15 protein-coding genes are annotated in these 19,821 nt (G+C 68.5%); 4 read left to right on the top strand and 11 right to left on the bottom strand.

The features are described 5' to 3' along the window. Positions 1 to 9: 9 nt before the first annotated feature. From ACWGCN_RS31155 to ACWGCN_RS31120, 8 genes are read right to left on the bottom strand one after another with little or no spacing between them, the layout of a single operon-like run. Entirely contained in the window at positions 10 to 1,797 is a 1,788-nt protein-coding gene (locus ACWGCN_RS31155; protein ID WP_452458899.1) for a dipeptide ABC transporter ATP-binding protein, read from the bottom strand. Beyond that, positions 1,794 to 2,660 (bottom strand): ABC transporter permease, encoded by an 867-nt coding sequence (locus ACWGCN_RS31150; protein ID WP_452458898.1) that lies wholly within the window; start codon positions 2,658 to 2,660, stop codon positions 1,794 to 1,796. Before ACWGCN_RS31150 ends, ACWGCN_RS31155 begins: the two co-directional genes overlap by 4 nt. Then, a complete protein-coding gene (locus ACWGCN_RS31145; RefSeq protein ID WP_452458897.1) occupies positions 2,657 to 3,661 on the bottom strand; it encodes an ABC transporter permease in 1,005 nt (334 codons plus the stop codon). Before ACWGCN_RS31145 ends, ACWGCN_RS31150 begins: the two co-directional genes overlap by 4 nt. 6 nt (positions 3,662 to 3,667) lie before the next feature. Beyond that, complete coding sequence (locus ACWGCN_RS31140; RefSeq protein WP_452458896.1) at positions 3,668 to 5,263, bottom strand: ABC transporter substrate-binding protein; 1,596 nt, start codon at positions 5,261 to 5,263, stop codon at positions 3,668 to 3,670. 41 nt (positions 5,264 to 5,304) lie between these two features. After that, on the bottom strand, positions 5,305 to 7,302 hold the full coding sequence (locus tag ACWGCN_RS31135; protein ID WP_452458895.1) for an acetyl/propionyl/methylcrotonyl-CoA carboxylase subunit alpha: 1,998 nt from the start codon (positions 7,300 to 7,302) through the stop codon (positions 5,305 to 5,307). Then, a complete protein-coding gene (locus ACWGCN_RS31130) occupies positions 7,299 to 8,864 on the bottom strand; it encodes an acyl-CoA carboxylase subunit beta (RefSeq protein ID WP_378993055.1) in 1,566 nt (521 codons plus the stop codon). The genes ACWGCN_RS31135 and ACWGCN_RS31130 overlap by 4 nt, the downstream gene beginning before the upstream one ends. Beyond that, positions 8,861 to 10,096 (bottom strand): aminotransferase class I/II-fold pyridoxal phosphate-dependent enzyme, encoded by a 1,236-nt coding sequence (locus ACWGCN_RS31125; protein ID WP_387445866.1) that lies wholly within the window; start codon positions 10,094 to 10,096, stop codon positions 8,861 to 8,863. The genes ACWGCN_RS31130 and ACWGCN_RS31125 overlap by 4 nt, the downstream gene beginning before the upstream one ends. Before the next feature lie 5 nt (positions 10,097 to 10,101). After that, the gene (locus ACWGCN_RS31120; protein ID WP_452458894.1) at positions 10,102 to 11,313 is read right to left on the bottom strand and encodes an MFS transporter; all 1,212 of its coding nucleotides are present in this window, start codon (positions 11,311 to 11,313) and stop codon (positions 10,102 to 10,104) included. A gap of 265 nt (positions 11,314 to 11,578) precedes the next feature. Between ACWGCN_RS31120 and ACWGCN_RS31115 the strand changes: the two genes are divergently transcribed. Beyond that, on the top strand, positions 11,579 to 13,630 hold the full coding sequence (locus ACWGCN_RS31115) for a thioredoxin domain-containing protein (RefSeq protein WP_452458893.1): 2,052 nt from the start codon (positions 11,579 to 11,581) through the stop codon (positions 13,628 to 13,630). 12 nt (positions 13,631 to 13,642) lie between these two features. On the opposite strand, the gene ACWGCN_RS31110 is transcribed toward ACWGCN_RS31115, so the two are convergent. Both ACWGCN_RS31110 and trhA read right to left on the bottom strand, forming a co-directional pair. Further along, on the bottom strand, positions 13,643 to 15,124 hold the full coding sequence (locus tag ACWGCN_RS31110; protein ID WP_379314435.1) for an adenylate/guanylate cyclase domain-containing protein: 1,482 nt from the start codon (positions 15,122 to 15,124) through the stop codon (positions 13,643 to 13,645). A 115-nt stretch (positions 15,125 to 15,239) separates the two neighbouring features. Then, positions 15,240 to 15,905: a PAQR family membrane homeostasis protein TrhA gene (trhA, locus tag ACWGCN_RS31105; protein ID WP_452458892.1), complete on the bottom strand. Its 666-nt coding sequence runs from the start codon at positions 15,903 to 15,905 to the stop codon at positions 15,240 to 15,242. Between the two features lie 248 nt (positions 15,906 to 16,153). On the opposite strand from trhA, the gene ACWGCN_RS31100 reads away from it, so the two are divergent. The 3 genes from ACWGCN_RS31100 to ACWGCN_RS31090 all read left to right on the top strand — a co-directional run bounded on the left by ACWGCN_RS31100 (position 16,154) and on the right by ACWGCN_RS31090 (position 18,743). Then, positions 16,154 to 16,933 (top strand): isoprenyl transferase, encoded by a 780-nt coding sequence (locus ACWGCN_RS31100; RefSeq protein WP_266293063.1) that lies wholly within the window; start codon positions 16,154 to 16,156, stop codon positions 16,931 to 16,933. A gap of 29 nt (positions 16,934 to 16,962) precedes the next feature. Next, on the top strand, positions 16,963 to 17,529 hold the full coding sequence (locus ACWGCN_RS31095) for a hypothetical protein (protein ID WP_378993045.1): 567 nt from the start codon (positions 16,963 to 16,965) through the stop codon (positions 17,527 to 17,529). An 83-nt stretch (positions 17,530 to 17,612) separates the two neighbouring features. Beyond that, positions 17,613 to 18,743 carry a hypothetical protein gene (locus tag ACWGCN_RS31090; RefSeq protein WP_378993044.1) on the top strand — a complete coding sequence of 377 codons (1,131 nt, stop codon included), beginning with the start codon at positions 17,613 to 17,615 and terminating at the stop codon, positions 18,741 to 18,743. 22 nt (positions 18,744 to 18,765) lie between these two features. Here the strand turns inward: ACWGCN_RS31090 and coaA are convergent, their stop codons facing one another. After that, positions 18,766 to 19,698, bottom strand: coding sequence for a type I pantothenate kinase (gene coaA / locus ACWGCN_RS31085; RefSeq protein ID WP_101465876.1), 933 nt, complete (start codon positions 19,696 to 19,698; stop codon positions 18,766 to 18,768). Positions 19,699 to 19,821 lie beyond the last annotated feature (123 nt).

The raw sequence follows: 19,821 nt of genomic DNA, 5'->3' as shown, positions 1-19,821 counted from the left end.
CTGTGGTGGTCATCGGCGATCGGCGGCCTCGGGGAGCCGGGGGACCGAGGCGACGAGTTGGCGGGTGTATTCGTGCTGGGGTGCGCGCAGGACGGAATCCGCTTCGCCGGATTCGACGACCCTGCCGTCTTTCATGACGAGGACGCGGTCGGCGAGGTGGTGCACGACGCCGAGGTCGTGGGAGATGAGCAGCAGGGCGGTGCCGAACTCGGATTGGAGTTCGGCGAGTAGGTCGAGGATCTGGGCTTGGACAGAGACGTCGAGGGCGGACAGCGGCTCGTCGGCGACCAGGAGGGCGGGGTTGGGGGCGAGGGCGCGGGCGATGGCTACGCGTTGGCGTTGGCCGCCGGAGAGGGTGCGGGGGTGGCGGGGGAGCAGGTCGCGGGCGAGGCCGACCGCGTCGAGGATCTCGCGGACGCGCCGGGTGCGGGCTTTGCCACGCAGATCGACGGTGTCGAGGCTTTCGCCGATGACGCGCTCCACGGTGTAGCGGGGGTCGAACGAGCTCAGTGGGTCCTGGGCGATCAGTTGCGCCGCGCCACGCAGCGGCCGTAATGCCTTGTCGGAGAGATCACTCCACGGTTCGCCGTCGACGACCACCCGTCCGGACGACGGTGTGATGAGCCGCAGCGCGAGGCGGGCCGTGGTGGTCTTGCCCGAACCCGATTCGCCGACGATGCCCAGGGTTTCGCCGCCGAACAGGTCGAAGTCGACATTGTCGACCACGGTGCGGGCGGCCGATCCGGAGCCGTAGGTCTTGCGCAGGTTGCGGACCGAGAGCACGACCCGGGTGTTGTCGACCGAGCGCGGTGGCAATGGCTCGCGCAACCCGGGTTCCTCTGTGTGCCCGCTGGTTCGGCTTGCCGTCGATGCGGCGCGAACCGGCTCCGATTCCGGCGTTGCGGTGGCAGTCGGGTTCTTGGGCCGTGGCGATTCGGTGGCGGCCGCGACCTTCGGCGGTGGCGAGGTGGGGCGGGGCAGCGGTAGCTCGGCGGGCTGGCCGGAAACCGCCAGCTTCGAACCGCGCGAGGCGGCGGAGGGTACGGCCGCCAGCAGCTTCTTCGTGTACGGATGCTCCGGACGGGTCAGCACGTCGTGTGTGCTGCCTTCCTCGACGACCTCCCCCTCCCGCATGACCAGCACCCGGTCGGCCACCTCGGCAACCACTGCCAAATCGTGGCTGATCAGGAGCAGTGCCGTGCCTTCGGCTTTGCGCGCACGGAGCAGCTCGAGGATCTGTTGCTGGACAGTCACATCGAGCGCTGTGGTCGGCTCGTCGGCGATGATGAGTCGTGGATCGCCTGCGAGCGCTGTCGCGATCAGCACGCGCTGGCGAAGTCCGCCGGACAGCTCGTGGGGATATTGGCGCAGCCGCAGTTCGGGTTCGGGGACACCGACGTCGGTGAGCAGTCGCACGGTGCGGGCGGTGAGTGCCTGCCCGCGCAGATCGGTCAGCGCGCGTTGCGCTTCGGCGAGTTGGCTACCGATCGAGTACAGCGGATCGAGGGAGACCAACGCATCCTGGAGTACGAATCCGATGCTGCTGCCACGGATTCGCCGCCACTGCCGATCGCGATGATTGCGCGCGTCCTGCCCGAAGAGTTCGAGACGGTCGGCCCGCACGCCTGCGCCCGGACCGGCCAGGCCGACCAGCGCGCGCGCCGTCACCGATTTGCCCGACCCGGATTCACCGACGAGGGCGACGGCCTCGCCCGGCTCGATCCGCAGATCGATGCCGTGCACCACCTCCTTACCCGCGAACCCGACTCGCAGATTCTCGACCGCGATCAGACTCATACCGATGGCCTTCCGTCGTAGTGCCGCTGCCAGTGCCGCCCGAGCGAGCTCACCGCGATCACCGTGGCGGTCACCGCCACGCCGGGCAGCACGGCGATCCACCAGGCATTGCGCAGATAGTTACGTCCCTCGGCGAGCATCGCGCCCCATTCCGGTTCCGGCGGCTGCGGGCCCATCCCCAGGAAGCTCAGACCGGCCGCGCCGAGGATCGCGGTGCCGAGGCCGATGGTGGCCAGGATCGGGACCTGCGCGACCGCGTGCGGCAGGACGTGCCGCCGCACCAGCGTTGCTCTGGTGAGCCCGAACGTCCGTGCCTGTTCGACATACCCGGACTCCTGCACGACGAGGGTCTGCGCGCGCACCACCCTGGCGAACCGGGGGATCGAGGCGATGCCGAGCGCGAAGATCAGGTTCGTGGTGCCGGGACCGGTGAACGAGATCAGGACCAGTGCGAGCAGGAGATCGGGGAAGGCCGAGACCACGTCGAGGAACCGGGTGATCAGCTCGTCGACCGGCCCGCGCGCCAGCCCGGACAGCAGACCGAGCGCCGTGCCCGCGACGACCGCGATCGCGACAGCGGTGATGCCGATGAGCAGCGAGTAGCGCGCGCCGTGGACGACGCGGGTGAAGACGTCGCGCCCCAGGTGATCGGTGCCGAACCAATGCTGCGCACTCGGTGGCAGTTGGGCGGCCAACGGATCGGCGCCGAGCGGGTCGGCGCCGGTCAGCAGGGCGGGGGCAACCACCGCGATCGCCACCAGCCCCACTGTCAGTGCTGCGACGGCGACACCCGGCGTCACTACGAAACCCCTGGCGCGCACGCTGATTCGATCGGTTGTCCGCCGCACTCCGATGGCAGTCATCGTTGCCCTTCCTTGCGTGAGTCGCGGCGCAGTCGCGGGTCGAGCCACAGGTAGAGCAGATCGACCAGCGTGCTGATCACGACGTAGACGAATGCCGAGAGAATCGCCACGGCCAGCACGACGGGAAGGTCTTGCGCGAGAACGGCTTCGACGGTGACCCGCCCCAGTCCGGGGCGGCCGAAGACCTCTTCGATGATCACCGCCCCGCCGAGCAATCCGCCGACCAGCCAGCCGGTCAAGGTCACCGCGGGCAGGCTCGCGTGCCGCAGACCGTGCCGCAGCCGCAACGCGCTCTCGCTCACCGCCCACGACCGCACCGTCACCGTGAACGGTTCGTCGAGGGCCCGCTCCAGCCCGTCGCGCAAGACCTGGGAGATCACCGCGCCCAGCGACAGGCCGAGCGCGAGTGCGGGCAGAACCAAGGCCGACAAGCCCTTGTTCGCCGCCACCGGAAAGATCTTCAGCTGGAAGCTGAACACCGACAGCAGCACGATGCCCAGCCAGAAGGAGGGCGTCGAAACAAGGGCGAGCTCCACCGCATTCGCGACGGCGCGCGATCGTCGCCGCTGCGCCGTGCTCGTCGCGACGACGACCGCGAACACCAGTGCCACCAGCAACGCGGCACTCGTCAGCGCCAAGGTGGGACCGGCCTGCGAACTGATGATTTCCGACACCGGCCGCTGCAACACATAGGAACGCCCGAAATCCCCGTGCGCCACATTCCACAGGTAGCGGGCGTACTGGACGACGGCCGGACTGTCGAGTCCCCACTCGGCGCGGATGGCCGCCTCGACCTCCGGCGTGCGCTGCTGTTCGCCGAGCAACACGTCGACCGTGTCGCCCGGCGCCAGCCGCACACCGAGGAACGACAGCGTGGTCGCACCCCACAGCACGCCCAGACCCGTGATCAACCGCAGCACAATCCGTTTGGCTGTGCCGACGCGAGCATCGCCGGCACCCGTGGCGGTCACGACGTCCGGTGCGATCGCTTCCGTCGTCATCGTCGCCTATCCACGATCGACCCAGATGTCGTACGCGTTCTCCGCGAGCTGCTTGTACGGACGGTATCCCGCGCCGTACACGTGGGCCGCCGTCGCGATCTGGTTCTCGGGAATGTAGAGCGGCAGCCCGTAGGCCTTGTCGACGATCGCGAAGCGCTGCAACGCCGCGTACTGCTTGGCCCGCTCGGCGGAGTCGGTGGTCGAGGCGGCGGCCCGCAGCCAGGTGGACAGTTCGGGATCGGTGGCGCGGCTGTAGTTCAGCGTGCCCAGCGGCGTCGGCGGGTACCAGTGGTTCTCGATGTCGATGCCGCCGGTGATGGTGTCGGAGTTGGCGATCGACCCGAAGGCGTTCTTCTTGCGGAGCTCGCTGTAGGTGCCGAGGTCGACGTAGGACAGCTTCAGATCGATGCCCGCGTTCTGCTTGGCCTGCGCCTGCACCGCCTGCAACAGCACCTCACGCTGATCGCGCACCGTCGACTGGGCCTGCACCAGTTCGATGGTCAGCCGCTGGCCGTCCTTGGTCCGGAACCCGTCGGAATCCTTTGCCGTCCAGCCTGCTTCGTCGAGCAGCCGGTTCGAGGCGGTCTTGTCGGCGCCGTAGGTGCCCTCGATGCTCTTGTCGTAGAACAGGGTGTCGACGCTGGAGGCGATGCCCCAGCCGCGGGTGCGCTCGCCGCGATAGATCGACTGCAGCACCGCGTTCACGTCGACAGAGTTGTTGAGCGCCTTGCGGACTCGTTGATCGGTGGCCGGGCCGGAGGTCGCGTTCCAGTACAGCGTGTACGGGCTGCCGTTGTTCAGCCCGGTCGAATAGGTGAAGTCGGGATTGTCCCGGAACAGTGCGGCGTCGTTGCCGGAGACGCCTTCGATGAGGTCGACCTGACCGGAGGTGAGCGCGCCGGTGCGCACCGACGACTCGGGCAGGAAACGGTAGGTCACCTCGTCGAGGTAGGCCGGACCCTGATGCTTGGCGCTCTGCGGCGCCCAGTTGTAGTCGGGGTTCTTGCGGAAGTGCAGTTCCTGACCCTTCACGTAGCGGTCGAGGATGAACGGACCGGTCCCCGCGATCTCCGGCCCACCGGCCTTGAGCTGCGGCTTGTCCCACGCGGCCGAGGAGATGATGGGGAAACCGGCGGCGAAGTCGAGGAACGGCGCGTACGGGTCCTTCAGGGTGAACACCACGGTGCGCTCGTCGCGGGCGGTGACCGCGGCCAGATGTGACAGCGGCCCGGCGGACCAGCCGCCGGAATAGGACACGTCCTGCATCGTGGTGAAGTTGCGCGCCACGGCGGTCGCGGTGAGCGGATTGCCGTCGGTGAACTTCACGCCCTCACGCAGGGGGAAGGTGTAGGTGAGCCCGTCGGGCGAGATCTCGTGGCCGGTGGCCAGCCACGAGACGAAACCGCCCTCGGTGGTGCGCGCGAGGAGCGACTCGAAGACGTTGCGCAACATCAGGTGCGTATTGCTCTGCCCGTTGAGGTGCGGGTTCAACGTGGTCGGCTCGGTCTCCACCCCCCACGTCAACGAGCCGCCGCTGACCGGTTGCGCCGATTCGCGTGCCGCGGTGTCCGTTCCACCACACGCGGTCGCCAGCACGGCCACCGCCGATACCAGAGCTGTGGCAAGTAGTCGCCGATGTCGCATCACAGCGCGGCGCCCCTCTCTTCGATGAGAAACAGTGATTGAGCTGTGGTGACCACGGCGCCTTCGGCCGCGGTCACGGTGACGATCCCCGCATGGGTGGCGGTCAGTTCGTGTTCGAGCTTCATGGCCTCGACCACGCCGAGCAGCTGTCCCTTCTCGACCGGGTTGCCCGATTCGACGTGGAGCTGCACGAGGGTGCCCGGCATGGGCGAGCGGATCTCGGGATCCGTCGCCGTTGTGCCGAGCGAGTGGTATTCGGCGTAGCGCACCTGCCGGGAAACCCCGGCTACCTGGCAGCTCCAGCCCTCGCCGTCGCGTCGAACGACGCAGGGGGTGGAGCCGACCGTGATCGTGTCGCCGTCGGTTCGCCGAGCGGTGATGCCCACATCGGTCGTCGGCCGGGTGGTGGCATCAGGGCCGGTGGTGGCTTGCGCGGCGGTGCCGCTCGAGTCGACGGTTCCCTCGCGCACGAGAACCGCGTCGCCCTCGTAGCCGCCGACTCGCACCGTGAAGGCGCGCTCGTCGACCGACAGATCGAGGCTGCCGAGGTCGCGATCGGTGGGATCGAGCCAGGCCCGATCACCTCCAGGCGCCCCGGTCGACCATGGTGTCGCACGGTCGGGCGCGGTCAGCGCGGCGGCCACCGCGAGGGCGCTCAGTTCGTCGGGATCGGCGAACTCGGCGACCGGATCGATCCGGTCCAGATAGGCGGTGTCGTGCTCGGCGGCCGCGACGATCGGTGCGGCGAGCACACGTGCGACGAAACCGAGGTTGGTCGAAATACCCTGCCAGCGAATGTCTTCGCATGCTCGCCGTGCGGCGGCGAGCGCGTCGTCGCGGGTGGTGCCGGTGGCGACGAGTTTGGCGATCATCGGATCGAACCCGCCGCTGACATCGAGCCGGCGGGTGAAGGCGCGTTCGACGCGAACATCCGGCCAGTGGGTGACCTCCAGCCCGCCAGGGCACGGCAGGAACGACCGGAACGGGTCCTCGGCGTACATCCGCACCTGCACCGAAGCGCCCGAGTACGCGATGTCCGCCTGCTCGGCGGGCAGCGGTTCGCCCGCGGCGACCCGCAATTGCCACTCCACCAGATCGAGGCCGGTGATCTCCTCGGTGACGGTGTGCTCCACCTGCAAGCGCGTGTTCATCTCGATGAAGAAGAACTCGTCACCGACCAGCAGGAACTCGAAAGTCCCCGCGCCCACGTACTGGAGAGCCTTCGTCCCCTGCACCGCCGCGGCGAACATCGCCGTGCGCACCGCATCGGGAATCCGTGGGGCCGGGGCCTCCTCGATCACCTTCTGATGCCGCCGTTGCAGCGAGCAGTCGCGATCGAAAAGGTGGACAGCGTGGCCGAATTCGTCGCCGAAGACCTGCACCTCGATGTGACGTGCGCGCTCGACGTACCGCTCCAGATGCAGGCGGCCGTCGGCGAAAGCCGCTGTCGCGGTGCGGGATGCAGACGCCAGTGCCTCGCGCAGTCCGGCGGCCGAGCGCACCACCGACATGCCCTTGCCGCCACCGCCGCCCGCGGGCTTGACGATCAGCGGGTACCCGATGTCGGCTGCCCCGCCCACCAGGGCGTCGAGGTCTTCGCTCGCCCGCACGGTGCCGGGTAGTACCGGCACACCCGCCTCGGCCATGACCTGGCGCGCGGAGGACTTGTCGGCCATCGTCTCGATCACGCGGGAACTCGGGCCGGCGAACACCAATCCGGCAGCCCGGACCGCGCGCGCGAAATCGGCGTTCTCGGACAGGAACCCGTATCCCGGATGCACCGCGTCACAACCGGTTTCGGTCGCGGCGTGCACCAGCGCCTCGATATCGAGATACCCCTCGGGCAGCGCGACGGTCGACACCGCCGCCGCGTGATAGGTGAGCGACCGGTCCGCCGCCACGCTCACGGTCACGTACTCGATGCCGAGGCGATCGCAGGTGCGGGCGATCCGGGCGGCGATCTCGCCCCGGTTCGCGATGAGTAGTCGGGAGATCACAGCCGGAACACCCCGAAGTTCGAACCCGCGGGCTGCGGCCGATCCCAGCGCTCGTGCGCCAGCGACAGGCACCGTGCCAACCACGAGCGGGTGTCCTCCGGTTCGACCACGGCGTCGATCCACATGCGGGCCGCGATGTAGGTCGGCAGCGATTGGCGCTCGAAGCTGTCGATGATCGGCTGCTTGATGGCGGCTTCCTCGGCGGCGCTGAGCTCCTTGCCCTCGCGGCGCAGCCGGTCACGCTTGAGGATCGCCATCACCGCCGCTGCCTGTTCGCCACCGACCCCGGTGGAGCGGGCATTGGGCCACATCGCCATGAACTGGCCGCCCATCGACCGCCCCGACATCGCGAAATTGGCGGCGCCGAAACTGCCGCCGATCACCAGCGAGATCTTCGGCACCGTGGCGCACGAGACCGCGTTCACCATCTTCGCGCCGTGTTTGGCGATTCCGGCCCGCTCGTACTCCTCGCCGACCATGAACCCACTCACGTTGTGCACGAACAACAGTGGGATGCGGCGCTGTTCGCAGATCTGGATGAAGTTGGTGGCCTTGAGCGCGCTGTCGGGGAAGATCACGCCCTGATTGGCGATGATCCCGACTTCGTAACCCGCGATCCGGGCGGTCGCGCACACGATCGTGATGCCGTAGTCCTTGCGGTACTCGACCCACGAGGTGGCATCGACCACGCAGCGCAGAATCGCGCGGACGTCCATCTCCTTCTTGGTGGTCGCCGGAATCAGATCCGGCAGCCGCGCCGGATCGTCGGCGGGCTCGAGCGCCTCGAAGGCCGGCGGATGCACACGGTCACCGGGGGTACGGGACACGATGTCGCGCACCATGGCCAGCGCTTCCAGTTCGTTCGCCGCGAGATGATCGGCCACCGCGGTGTCGCGGACGTGCAGATCGGCGCCGCCGAGAGTCTGCGCGTCGACCACCACGCCCGTGGCGGCCTCCACCAGCTGCGGCCCGCCGAGGAAGACGGTGCTCAGATCCTTGACCATCACGGTCTCATCGCTCATCGCCGGGATGTAGGCGCCACCCGCCGTGCAGATGCCGAGCACGGCCGAGATCTGCGGCAAGCCGAGGGCCGACATCTCCGCGATATTGCGGAACATCTTTCCGAGGTGCTCCTCATCGGGGAAGATCTCCTCCTGCAACGGCAGGTAGATCCCGCCCGAGTCGGCCAGATACACACACGGCAGGCGGTACTCCCTGGCCAGCTTCTGCCCGCGCAGGTGCTTCTTGATCGTGAGCGGATAGAAGGTTCCGCCCTTCACGTGCGGGTCGTTGGCGAACACCATGCACGGTCTGCCGTGGATGGTGCCGATGCCGACGATCAGCGCGGCCGCGGGCAGATCGGTGTCGTAGACCTCGTGCGCGGCGAGGCGACCGATCTCCAGGAACGGTGTCCCCGGGTCCAGGATGCGGTTGACCCGTTCGCGCACCGGCAGTTTCGCGTCACCGTGGCGCCGGCGCGGCGCCACGATCTCGGCGGTGTGGTCACGCAGCAGGGCGCGTTGGGCTTCGAATCCGAGGGTGTTCTCGATGACGGCGGTCATGCTGGTAGTTCCTCCCGGTCCTGATGCGCGGCGAGACTCGAGCTCAGGGTGTCGGCGAAGCGGCGGATCGTGTCGGGGTCGAGGTCGGCCCGCAGCATCAGGCGCAGGCCCGCGCTGCCGCGGCGGATGATCGGGAAGAACACCGGCGAGGTGTAGAAACCGGCGTCGAGCATGTCCCGGGCCACGGCGACGGTGACGTCCTCCTGCCCGATGCTCACGAACCGGATCGGCAGGCCGTCACCGGCGAGGTCGGTGTCGACCAGCGAGTCGAACAGGCGGACCCGTTCCTGGAGCGCGACCTGGAGCCGGTCGACGGTGCCGTCGTCGTGGAGGTCGCAGGCGGCGATGATCGCGCCGAGTCCGGCGGTGTTGACGCGCTGCGACCACATCAGCGGGCCGCTCGTGCGCAACAGGGTGGGCGTGCGGGACGCGTCGCCCGCCGCGCCGAAGAAGATCACGCCGCCGCTGGCGCCGAAGCCTTTGTTGAGCGAGGCGATCACGAGGGTTCGTTCCCGCCAGCCCTCGTAGGCTCCGAGAACGTATCCGCGGCCGTGGCTACCCAGCGTCGAAATGCCGTGCGCCTCATCGAAATACAAGAACAGGCCGTATCGATCCTGGAGCCGGTGCAACTCGGCGAGCGGTGCGCCGCCGCCGGTGCTGTAGACCCCGTCGGCGACATAGGCCACGTGCGAATGCGTGCGGCACAACTCTTCCAGGGCGGCGATGTCGTTGTGCTCGATCGTGACCAACTCGGTCTCGTCCGCGACCAGTGGCTTCATCGCGTTCAAGCAGAAGTGCGCGTTCTTGTCGAAGACCACCAGCGGCGGGTGCCCGTCGGTGAGCTCACCGGAGGCGAGCAGCGGCAAGGTCGCCCACGCGGCGGCCGCACACGACGACACGGTGACCGCCTGCGCGCCGAAGGTCCGGGAGAGCCGCTGTTCGGCCTCCTCCAGCAGACCGAGCCGGATGCGCATCCGGGAAATAGAAGAATTGATCGTCGCGGTTTCGTCGAGCCCGCGATGGGCGCCCTCGATGATTCGTGGATCGCTGTCCAAACCGAGATAGGAATAGGACGAGAAGTTGACGATCGTTCGACCGTCGCGGGAATGGACAATTCCCTCCCGCATATCATCGGCGATGATGTCGACCAGTCCGTGCGTGGTGCTGTCGTCCCAGAATGTGTTGCTCAGTTGCAACTGCCTGCGGATATTTGCGAATTGGTTTCTGGCCATTCCGTTCATTCCTTTGTTGGCGAGGGTGCGTCAGTTTTCTCGGGCGCCGCGACGACGAGTACGTTCACCGCGGCGAGCAGGGTGATGGCGATGGACCAGGCGAGGAGCCCGGACAGGGTGGGGCCTGCCAGCGAGGCGATGCCCGCGAGGCCCTGCTGCACCAGCGCGCACCACGAGACGGCGATGGCGGCGCCGGTGGCGAGGTGGCTGACAGCGTGCGCGGCGCTGTTGGGGAACAGCGTCGCCTGGCCGAAGGTCGTGGTGACGTACCCGGCGAGGAAGACCGGCAGCGCGATCGCCCGGGGCAGATCGGCGGCCCACACGACGGTGACGAGCACGCAGCCCGCGAGCATGATCGCCGCGCCCTGGCGCATCATGGCGTGCGCTCCCACCTGTCGCACACGCCGGCGGACGTAGGTCGCGCCGCCGAGGTAGGCGGCACCGTAGAAAACGCCGAACAGGCCGAACGCCCACGGTGCGAGCGCGAAACGGTCGGTGAAGATGAACGCGGACTTCTGCTGGATCATCACGATGACGGCGAATCCGATGCCGCCCGCCACCGCGCTGACGACGAAGATCCGGTCGGTGAAAAGGCGTCTGGCTGTGCCTTTGTCTTTCGGCCCGGTTTCGCGTCGGGGCAGTGAGATGCGCAGGGCGAAGGCGACCGGCACAGCGGCGAGCACGGCCAGCACGGCGAATCCGTACCGCCACCCGACCGTCGAGGTGACGATGCCGCCGATCACCTGCCCGCCGCCGAGCGCCACGACGAACGCCATCGACAGCAGCGCGAGTTGGCGCGCGAGCTCCGCGCCGGTGAACAGATCCTTGATCATCATCCGGCCGACGACCGCGATCCCGCCCGCCCCGATCGCCTGGACCACGCGCAGCCCGAGCAACTCCGGGGCGTTGGTGATCAGCGCGAGGCCCGCGCTGGCGAGGACGAAGCACAGCCCGGCCGCGACGAAGGCGGGAACCCGGCCGAACCGTTCCGCCGCCCTTCCCCACGCGACGACCGGGAGCGCGGCGAACACCACGAACACGGCCACCGACAGCTGCAGGACGCTGTCGCCGGCGCCGATGTCGGCGCCCAGCGCAGGCATGCTCGGCAGGTAGATGGTGGTCGCCATTTGGGCGACCGCGACCGCGACACATGCCGTTGTGACAACTGCTCGGCGTGTTGCCGCGGAAGCCGGAATTTCGCCGGTTTCCGCTTGCACAGACAATGCACTCCCCTATGGCCGAGCGAATCACGCAGGATGCTGGATCCGAGTTATAGGTATACGGCCAGGCGAAGCGGTCGAACACCGTTGCGATCGCGTTGATTTCAGTAGGAAAGGTAAATAATCGATGGCGGATTCGTGACCGCGCGGTGGGCCGCACGGGGGATGCGAAGAAATTGCCTGAGCACCGCCGGCCGGGCGAAGTCGGTGTCCACCACATGGGGCGCAGCCGGCGTTCGTCGCGTATGGCAGGGTGGAACTCGTGAACCGATTGGCCGGTGCGACCTCGCCCTATCTGCGTCAACACGCCGACAACCCCGTCCACTGGCGGGAGTGGGATGCCGACGCGCTAGCCGAGGCCGCCGTGCGCAATGTGCCGATCCTGCTGTCGATCGGATACGCGAGCTGCCACTGGTGCCATGTGATGGCCCACGAGTCCTTCGCCGACCTCGCCACGGCCGAGCAGATGAACGCCGACTTCGTCTGTGTGAAGGTGGATCGGGAGGAGCGTCCCGATCTGGACGCGGTGTACATGAACGCCACCGTGGCCATGACCGGGCAGGGCGGCTGGCCCATGACGTGCTTCCTCACGCCCGACGGCGCGCCGTTCTACTGCGGTACCTACTACCCGAAGCAGCCGCGCGGCGGCATGCCGTCGTTCACGCAGTTGCTCAGCGCGGTGACCGAGACCTGGCGCAACCGGCGCGACGATGTGGACAAGGCCGCGCGGCAGGTGACCGATGCGCTCCAGGCGCAGGCATCGGGTCTGCCCGACGCCGAATTCGCGATTGCCCCTGATCTTCTCGACAAGGCCGTGCCCGCGATCGTCGCCGACGAGGACTCGACGCACGGCGGATTCGGTGGGGCGCCGAAGTTTCCACCGTCGGCGTTGCTGGAAGGGCTGCTGCGGCACTGGGAGCGGACCGGCGACCAGTCGGTGTTCGACGTGGTCGAGCGCACGGCCGAGGCGATGGCGCGTGGCGGAATCTACGACCAGTTGCGCGGCGGGTTCGCGCGCTACTCCGTCGACGCCGGGTGGCTCGTGCCGCACTTCGAGAAGATGCTCTACGACAACGCCCTGCTGCTGCGCGCCTACGCCCATCTCGCGCGTCGCGCGCCCGTGACCCCGCTGGAGTCGTTGCCGCACAGGGTGACCCGGGAGACGGTCGAATTCCTGCTCGGTGATCTCGGGACGGCGCAGGGCGGGTTCGCCTCCGCTCTCGACGCCGATACCCACCTCGAACCGGAGGGGCCCGGCGTCGAAGGCGCGACCTATGTGTGGACGCCGGCCGAGCTGATCGGCGAACTCGGCCCGCTCGACGGCATGTGGGCCGCCGACGCTTTCGGCGTCGGCACCGCCGGCAATTTCGAACAGGGCACCTCGGTGCTCACCCGCCACAGCGATCCCGTCGACGCCGAGCAGTCGTCCCGTTTCGATCGACTGCGCGCTCAGTTGTTCGAGGCCCGCACCCGGCGCCCCCAGCCCGCCCGCGACGACAAAGTGGTCACCGCCTGGAACGGCATGACCATCACCGCGCTCGCGGAAGCCGGTGCGGCACTGGAAGAACCGTCGTGGATCGCCGCCGCCGTGCGCTGCGCCCGCTACCTGCTCGACGTCCACCTCGTCGACGGCCGACTGCGCCGCGCCTCCCTCGACGGCGTCGCGGGCACCCCGCCCGGCGTCCTCGAGGACTACGCCTGGTTCGTCACCGGCCTGCTCGCCCTCTACCAGGCCACCGGCGAATCCGACTGGCTCGCCGCCGCACAGCTGTTGCTGGACAACACGATCGACCACTTCGCCGATCCCGAACGCCCCGGCAGCTGGTTCGACACCGCCGACGACGCCGAAACCCTGGTCGCCCGTCCTCGCGACCCCGTCGACGGCGCCACCCCGTCCGGCGCCTCCGCCTTGGCCGAGGCCCTCCTCACCGCCTCGGCGGTCGCCGATACCGACCGAGCCATTCGCTATCGCGAACTCGCCGACCAGACCCTCGCCCTCGGCGCGATCCTGCTGGCTCGCGCACCCCGCACCGCGGGCAACTGGCTCTCCGTCGCCGAAGCGGCGGTCCGCGGCCCGTACCAGGTAGCCATCGCGGCCACCGAGAAGTCCGCCACGGCAATGGAACTCCTGGCCGCCGCCCGTGCCTGCGCCCCTGGCGGATCGATCATCCTCGCGGCCCCGCCGAACACCGCCCCGCTCCTCACCGACCGCCCCCTCGTCAACGGCGCCCCCGCCGCCTATGTCTGCCGTGGCTCGGTCTGTGACCTCCCGGTCACCGATCCCGCCGCCCTGACGGCTTCGCTTCGGCGGTAACGGACCTGGTTCTCACTTTCTCGGTGAGATGTCTGTCCAGGTCCGGGTTCGGCCGGGGATTCCGCGCAGCCGTAAGTCCTTGTAGCGCTTCCACTTGGCTCGTTCGGCCGGGGTCGCGGCCTGCCAGATCGCATCGCTGACCAACACCCGCCGCGGTGCTTCCTTCGCCACCGTCGTGAGGCGGGCCGCTTCGTTGACCGCGTCGCCGATGACGGTGAATTCGAGGCGGGTGTCGGCGCCCACGTCGCCGGCGAAGACCTGGCCGCGGGCGACGCCGATGCCGACGTCGAGCTCGCCGGTGTCGACTACTTCGTCGCGGATGCGGCGGGCGGCGCGCAGGGCGGGGGTGGCGTTGTCCTGGAGTGCGGAAGGCGCGCCGAAGATGCACAGCGCGGCGTCGCCGGCGAACTTGTTCACCAGGCCGCCGTTGTCCTCGGTGGCCGCTACGACGGTGGCGAGCAGCCGGTTGAGTTTGTGGACGAAATCCTCGGGGGCCATTTCGGCGGAGAGCTGCACCGAGCCGGTGACGTCGACGAACAACGCCGAGACGATGCGCACATCGCCGGTGAGGTCGGAGCTGCCCGACAGGGCGCGTTCGGCCACCGTGGAGCCGACGTGCCTACCGAAGACGTCCTCGGTGTGCATCTGGTCGCGCAGGGTGGCGGCGAGTTCGTTGACGGAATGTTCGAGGCGGCCGATCTCGCTCGCGCTGCCGACGGGCACCCGCACATCGAGTTCGCCGCGGGTGATCCGGTCCAGCGCCCGGTACATCGTGCGCATCGGCGTGGCCACCGAGCGCGCGAGCAGTGCGGTGGCGAGGGCGCCCACGCCGAGCGCGACGATCGAGAACAGCCACGCCGCGCGCACCCGGTCCGATGCCGGGGTGGTCGTGTCGCTGAGGACGACGATGATGATCAGCGCCGGCAGCGCGCTGGACACCGCCCAGGTGACGAGCACCCGCACCAGTACGGTCGAGCTGGGATGGACGGTCGGCCCGAGCACCGCGGCGATGATCGGCACGGCCGGGCGGATCAGGCGGTCGAGGATCAGGTAGATCGCGCCCGCGGCCTCCAGCCCGCCGAGGGCGAATCCGGCCAGCAGCACGGTGATGTTGTGATAGTCGGTGTACCGGTCGACGAGCCACACGGTCAACGCGACGCCCGGTGTCCACAGGATGATCGCGCGCAGGGTGATCGCGGCGGGCAGCCGGATCAGGACCCGCGCTTCCTCGGGCGTCGGTTTGCGGTTGTCGTCGAGCCAGCGCATATATCGGCGCCGGTCGTAGAGCGCGATGCCGATCCCGAGGGTGAAGGCGAGCACCGGGTAGATCAGGATCAGGACGGCCGCGTCACTCCAGTCGTCGCCGATCCGGGTGAACACGCCACCCGCCCAGCTGACCAGGAAGATGGCCGCCACCCCGACCATATTGGCGGTGATGACCACCAGCGCGAGTCCCCAGTAGGACCGCAGCGCCCACCGGACCAGCCGGTTCACCGCGCACGCCCGAGCCCGGCGCCCGAGGACGCCCGGGCATCACGAGCTGCGCTGACGGGTGACACAACTACCGAGCATAGAAGGCGCGCAGGCCGCGGCCGCGCGCACGCGCCGTTCAGCCGAGCACGACCAGCCAGATCGCGATGTAGTGACACAGCGCCGCGACCACCGTCGCGGCGTGGAAGAACTCGTGGTGCCCGAAGTCGGGCCAGGGGTTGGGCCACTTGGTCGCGTAGAGAACAGCCCCCACGCTGTAGATCACGCCACCGACCGCGAGCAGCACCAGCGGCGCTACTCCGACGTTGTGCAGCAGCTCGGGGGCCACCGGCACGATCGCCCACCCGAGCAACAGGTACAGCGGCACCCCCACCCACGCGGGCGCGGTAGGCCACAGCAACTTCAACGCGATCCCGGCGACGGCCCCCGCCCACACCACGGCCAGCAGGATCTGCCCGGTCCGCCCGGGCAACCCGAGCAGCGCGAACGGTGTGTAACTGCCCGCGATGAACAGGAAGATCATCGAATGGTCGGCCCGCTTCATCCGCACCCGTGTCCGCACGCTCGCCCAGGTGACCCGGTGATACACCGCGCTCACCCCGAACAGCGCGCACACCGAGATCCCGTAGAGCAGCGTCGAAAAACCCGCGGTCAACGACGTGAGGAACCCGAACACCACGAGCACCGTCACCGCGACAGCGGCGACGCCGACCGCCCACGTATGGATCCAGCCACGAAAACGGGGCTTGATCACCGTGGCGATCTCAGTCAGGACATCGTCCACGTAACCTCCCGAGCCGGAACCTACGGTACCGTAGGTTGTGCCCCAACCGTACGTCAACCGCCCATCTCGACACCACAAACGTGCCCCTGGCCACACAAAACCCGACCGGCTGATCTCGGGAGGACATGGGTAACTTCCCGACCACCCCGAAACCCGGCCTTGCCCGTGCCGCCGGCCCGGCACGGATCTCACCCCCTACTCGCGACCGGCAAAATACTCGGGGAGGCGGGCAAGCGTAGGGTGCGGGCGTGGAGTTTCTTGGTCGGGTGCGTGGATTGCCGTACCGCATCTACGAAGCCAGGCTGTCGCAGCAGCTGGCAGACAAGCAGCACCCTCGCCACGTCGCCGTCATGTGCGACGGCAATCGACGCTGGGCGCGTGAGAACGGGTTCACCGATGTGAGCCACGGCCATCGCGTCGGCGCGCTGAAGATCGCCGAGCTCGTCGGCTGGTGTTCCGACCAGGGCATCGAGATGGTCACCGTCTACCTGCTCTCCACCGAGAATCTGCGCCGCGACCCCGAAGAGCTCGAGACCCTGTTCGAGGTCATCACCGATGTCGTCGAGGAACTGTCCGCCCCGGAGCAGAACTGGAGCGTGCGGATCGTCGGGTCGCTCGAGGGTTTCCCCGAGTTGATCGCCAAGCGGCTGCGGGTGGCCGCCGAGCGAACGAGCGGGCGCGACGGCGTGCACGTGAATGTCGCGGTGGGTTACGGCGGCCGCCAGGAGATCACCGACGCGGTGCGCTCACTGGTGCGCCAGGAGATCGCCTCGGGCGAGTCGGGCGAGGATCTGGTGCAGTCGATTACGGTCGACGCGATCGGCCAGCATCTCTACACCTCCGGTCAGCCCGACCCGGACCTGGTGATCAGAACCTCTGGTGAGCAGCGGCTTTCGGGGTTCCTGTTGTGGCAGAGCGCCTATTCGGAGATCTGGTTCACCGAGGCGTATTGGCCGGAATTCCGGCGCGTCGACTTCCTGCGCGCACTAAGGGATTACGCCGCGCGCCACCGCCGTTTCGGCGTGTGAGGCCGTAGCCGTCGCGTACTCTGCGGTCAGTGGAACCCGGACAGCCTTCTTACATCAGCTATGAGGAATTCGGCAGGCGTTTCCTGGAATACGCCGTCTCCGAGCAGCGCATCGCCGACGCGTTCGGCCAACTCACCGGTGCCGCTTTCGATTTCGGGCCGATCGGGGTGGGGCCGGGCCGCTTGGCGAAGGTCACCGCGCAGGTGGAGCTCGGGCAACCACGAATCCTGCGTTTCGTCGACGCGTTCATCTCCTTCGAACTGACCATTCCCTTGCGCGTGGACCTGGTTCTCGATCTGGCGGTCGACAGGTCACGTTTCCGGGTCGACGGCACCGTGCATCTGCATCTCACCGCGCGCACCGCCGACCCACTGCGGGTGGTCATCGACATCGCCGAGCCGCGTCCCGGCGATGTGCGGGTCAATGTCGCCAGCAGCTCCAAGCGCGGCGAATTGCTGCGGGTGCTGGCCAGCGTCGACCACGAGATCCGCCGGTTCGTCGCCCGGTACGTCGCACAGGAGATCCGCAAACCCGAGATCGCGGCGGTCCGCAATATCGACGTGGCGACCAGGCTCGACGCGGCCTGGAAGTTGTAGCGGACTAGGCCCGATCCGGCGCCACCCCCCGCTAGGCTGCTGCGCGAGACCGGGCCCGACGACACATTGCAGGGGTGTGAGCTGTGGGAATTGCGACGAAGGCGAGCGGGTGGCGGGCGCGGATCGTGGTGCTCGGCGTCGTGTGCGGTGCCGTGGCGGTCGTCGCGGGCTGCGGTGGGGTCGACCAGCCCGCGCCGCCGCGACTGACGCCCGCCGAGGAGCAGGCCGCGAAGGGCGCGGTGTTCGCCTATCGCACCGACGCCGAGCTGGCGGTGGTGCGCGGCGGCGAAACCGTGCGGGCGCCGGGCAGTTTCGGCTATTCGTCGGCCGCGGTGGCGTTCACCAGGGACGGGCACTACGCCTTCGCGGTGGAGAGCGGTAGCAAGACGCTGGTCGCGGTGGGTGTGCGCGACCGGTCGGTGACCCGCATACCGTGTGACTGCGCCAACGCCGTGGCGTTGCGCGGTTCGGTGGTCGGCTGGTGGCGGGAGCCGGGCGAGATCATGAGCATGGACCTGGCCGGTTCCGAGCCCGCCGCGCCCGAACGCGAGATCGTCCTGCCGGATTCGCCGAGTCCGCTCACCGGTGGTGGGTGGGGCGGGGCCGAACTTGTGGCGGCCACCGACGAGTTCGTGCTGCTGGCCCGGGTGGAATCGCGCGGCTTGTGGTGGGAGAAGAGTCACCTCTACGCCATCGGCTCCGATGTCATCCTGCCGCTGGGTCGTGTGCCCGGCATCGATGCCGGACTGTCGGCCGCCGCCGGTCCCGATGGGCACACCTTCGTGCTGGCCGGGGCCACCGCGCGCAGCGCGACCTGCGGCAGCGGCAACGTGGCGACCATCGACGCCGCCAACAACGGTGTCCTGGCCATGCCCACCCTGCCGGGTGAGTGCTCGGCGGCCTACAACCCGCGCTGGAGCGCCGATGGTTCGATCACGATCGCCACCCGCAAGTGGTCCGACCTCGCGGGCGCGCCGAGCACGGTCGACCGGATGCAGTTGGCGGCGCAGGGGTGGGCGCCGGTCGGGGAGTACCCGGTGGTCGACATGCTCCCGCGGAAACAGGCGCAGGAGCCGATGCTCGAGGTGGTCGCCGGTGAGCCCACCGACGCGCGCGGCACGCCGCATGGAGTCCTGGTCGTCCACCAGGGCGAGGACAGCGCGGAAGTGGCGACGCAGGTCGTCTCGTTGGGCTCGCCGACAGCCACCGGCTGAGCGGTGTCGGCGCGCGAGCCGATCAGAGTTTGCGCAGCCGCAACCTGTTGATCGTGTGGTCGGAGTCCTTGCGCAGCACCAGGGTTGCGCGGGGGCGCGTCGGCAGGATGTTCTCCACCAGGTTGGGCCGGTTGGTCGAGTGCCAGATATCGCGCGCGGCCGCGGTGGCCTGTTCGTCGTCGAAGGCCGCGTAGTGGTGGAAGTGCGCGTCGGGGTCGGCGAAGCCAGTCTTGCGCAACGCGAGAAAGCGCTGCACATACCAGTTCTCGATGTCCTCGATGCGGGCGTCGACGTAGATGGAGAAGTCGAACAGGTCCGACACCATCAGTCGCGGACCGGTCTGCAGCACGTTCAGGCCCTCGACGATGAGAATGTCGGGCTGGCGGACACAGTGCTTCTCGTCGGGCACGATGTCGTAGGACTTGTGCGAATACACCGGCGCGCACACCTCTTCGGCGCCCGACTTCACCTCGGTGACGAATCGCAGCAGCTTGCGCCGGTCGTAACTTTCCGGGAAACCCTTGCGGTGCATGATGCCGCGACGAATGAGTTCGGCTGTGGGATAAAGGAATCCATCGGTGGTCACCAGGTCGACCCGGGGGTGGTGATCCCAGCGCGCCAGCAGCGCCTGCAGCACGCGCGCGGTGGTCGACTTACCGACCGCGACACTGCCCGCGACACCGATCACGAACGGCACCTGCTTGTCGGGATGTTTCTCGCCGAGGAAGGTGGCGGTGGCGGCGAACAGCCGCTGCCGGGCCGCGACCTGGAGATGGATCAACCGCGCCAGCGGCAGGTACACCTCGGCGACTTCGTCGAGGTCGATCTGCTCGCCGAGACCGCGCAGGCCGGTCAGCTCGTCCTCGGTCAGTACCAGGGGAGTCGACTTGCGCAGTGTGCGCCACTGGCTTCGATCGAACTCCACATAGGGGCTCGGTTCGCTCATCCGTGCCACCTACCCGACCCTCCGTCCGGGCGCATCCGCACAGCTTGGCTGCCCGTCTGGTGAGATCCGGGATAACTCTGACCGCATAGCGAGATTGTGCTCCGTGCTCGCTGCCCGCGCGCAACAGGGGGT

This window comes from Nocardia sp. NPDC055050, assembly GCF_053608345.1.
This window is presented reverse-complemented; position numbering and strand designations above follow the sequence as displayed.